This window comes from Vibrio phycocola (assembly GCF_053850235.1).
On the sequence record NZ_JBSQDJ010000027.1, the window covers coordinates 1 to 2950 of the forward strand.

Consider the following 2950-nt stretch of genomic DNA (forward strand, 5'->3'; position numbering starts at 1 on the left):
AAACCTTGGTTAGTTGCCATGCAGACCCCTTGGGGTTGTATGGTTAAGTGACTAAGCGTGTACGGTGGATGCCTTGGCAGTCAGAGGCGATGAAGGACGTATTAACTTGCGATAAGCGTAGATGAGGTAGTAAAAACCGCATGAGTCTACGATTTCCGAATGGGAAAACCCAGCTGCATAAGCAGTTATCATTAACTGAATACATAGGTTAATGAGGCGAACCGGGAGAACTGAAACATCTAAGTACCCCGAGGAAGAGAAATCAATTGAGATTCCGAAAGTAGCGGCGAGCGAAATTGGATTAGCCCTTAAGCTTTTATTGCATTAGACGAAGTCTCTGGAAAGTGACGCGATACCGGGTGATAGCCCCGTAGTCGACGATGCAGTTTGAGTGAAATCGAGTAAGGCGGGACACGTGATATCCTGTCTGAACATGGGGGGACCATCCTCCAAGGCTAAATACTCCTGACTGACCGATAGTGAACCAGTACCGTGAGGGAAAGGCGAAAAGAACCCCTGTGAGGGGAGTGAAATAGAACCTGAAACCGTACACGTACAAGCAGTAGGAGCACCTTCGTGGTGTGACTGCGTACCTTTTGTATAATGGGTCAGCGACTTAATTTTAGTAGCAAGGTTAACCGTATAGGGGAGCCGTAGGGAAACCGAGTCTTAACTGGGCGCTTAGTTGCTAGGATTAGACCCGAAACCGAGTGATCTAGCCATGGGCAGGTTGAAGGTTGAGTAACATCAACTGGAGGACCGAACCGACTAATGTTGAAAAATTAGCGGATGACTTGTGGCTAGGGGTGAAAGGCCAATCAAACTCGGAGATAGCTGGTTCTCCCCGAAATCTATTTAGGTAGAGCCTCGGACGAATACTACTGGGGGTAGAGCACTGTTAAGGCTAGGGGGTCATCCCGACTTACCAACCCTTTGCAAACTCCGAATACCAGTAAGTACTATCCGGGAGACACACAGCGGGTGCTAACGTCCGTTGTGAAGAGGGAAACAACCCAGACCGCCAGCTAAGGTCCCAAATTACAACTAAGTGGGAAACGATGTGGGAAGGCTTAGACAGCTAGGATGTTGGCTTAGAAGCAGCCATCATTTAAAGAAAGCGTAATAGCTCACTAGTCGAGTCGGCCTGCGCGGAAGATGTAACGGGGCTAAGTTGTAAACCGAAGCTGCGGCAATGCCTTAGGGCATTGGGTAGGGGAGCGTTCTGTAAGCCGTTGAAGGTGAACTGTAAGGTTTGCTGGAGGTATCAGAAGTGCGAATGCTGACATAAGTAACGATAATGGGGGTGAAAAACCTCCACGCCGGAAGACCAAGGGTTCCTGTCCAACGTTAATCGGGGCAGGGTAAGTCGACCCCTAAGGCGAGGCTGAAAAGCGTAGTCGATGGGAAACGGGTTAATATTCCCGTACTTCTTATAATTGCGATGGGGGGACGGAGAAGGCTAGGTGGGCCTGGCGATGGTTGTCCAGGTTCAAGTGCGTAGGCTGAGGAATTAGGTAAATCCGGTTCCTCTTAAGGCCGAGACACGATGTCGAGTCACTAAGGTGATGAAGTCATTGATGCCATGCTTCCAGGAAAAGCCTCTAAGCTTCAGATTATAAGGAATCGTACCCCAAACCGACACAGGTGGTCGGGTAGAGAATACCAAGGCGCTTGAGAGAACTCGGGTGAAGGAACTAGGCAAAATGGTACCGTAACTTCGGGAGAAGGTACGCTCTTGACGGTGAAGTCCCTTGCGGATGGAGCTATTGGGAGTCGCAGATACCAGGTGGCTGCAACTGTTTATTAAAAACACAGCACTGTGCAAAATCGTAAGATGACGTATACGGTGTGACGCCTGCCCGGTGCCGGAAGGTTAATTGATGGGGTTAGTCTTCGGACGAAGCTCTTGATCGAAGCCCCGGTAAACGGCGGCCGTAACTATAACGGTCCTAAGGTAGCGAAATTCCTTGTCGGGTAAGTTCCGACCTGCACGAATGGCGTAATGATGGCCACGCTGTCTCCACCCGAGACTCAGTGAAATTGAAATCGCTGTGAAGATGCAGTGTACCCGCGGCTAGACGGAAAGACCCCGTGAACCTTTACTACAGCTTGGCACTGAACATTGACCCTACATGTGTAGGATAGGTGGGAGACTTTGAAACTTCGTCGCTAGATGGAGTGGAGTCAACCTTGAAATACCACCCTTGTAGTGTTGATGTTCTAACTTAGTCCCGTTATCCGGGACAAGGACAGTGCCTGGTGGGTAGTTTGACTGGGGCGGTCTCCTCCCAAAGAGTAACGGAGGAGCACGAAGGTGGGCTAATCACGGTTGGACATCGTGAGGTTAGTGCAATGGCATAAGCCCGCTTGACTGCGAGAATGACAATTCGAGCAGGTGCGAAAGCAGGTCATAGTGATCCGGTGGTTCTGAATGGAAGGGCCATCGCTCAACGGATAAAAGGTACTCCGGGGATAACAGGCTGATACCGCCCAAGAGTTCATATCGACGGCGGTGTTTGGCACCTCGATGTCGGCTCATCACATCCTGGGGCTGAAGTCGGTCCCAAGGGTATGGCTGTTCGCCATTTAAAGTGGTACGCGAGCTGGGTTTAGAACGTCGTGAGACAGTTCGGTCCCTATCTGCCGTGGGCGTTGGAAGATTGAAGGGGGCTGCTCCTAGTACGAGAGGACCGGAGTGGACGAACCTCTGGTGTTCGGGTTGTCATGCCAATGGCATTGCCCGGTAGCTAAGTTCGGAATCGATAAGCGCTGAAAGCATCTAAGCGCGAAGCGAGCCCTGAGATGAGTCTTCCCTGGCACTTTACGTGTCCTAAAGGGTTGTTCGAGACTAGAACGTTGATAGGCAGGGTGTGTAAGTGCTGTGAGGCATTGAGCTAACCTGTACTAATTGCCCGTGAGGCTTAACCATACAACACCCAAGGGGTTTTTG

Annotated in this window: 1 rRNA gene; it reads left to right on the forward strand. The window is 50.7% G+C overall.

Annotated features, from left to right (window positions below):
- Positions 1–41: 41 nt before the first annotated feature.
- A 23S ribosomal RNA gene (locus ACWU4D_RS19555) occupies positions 42–2929 on the forward strand.
- The last annotated feature ends 21 nt before the right edge of the window (positions 2930–2950 follow it).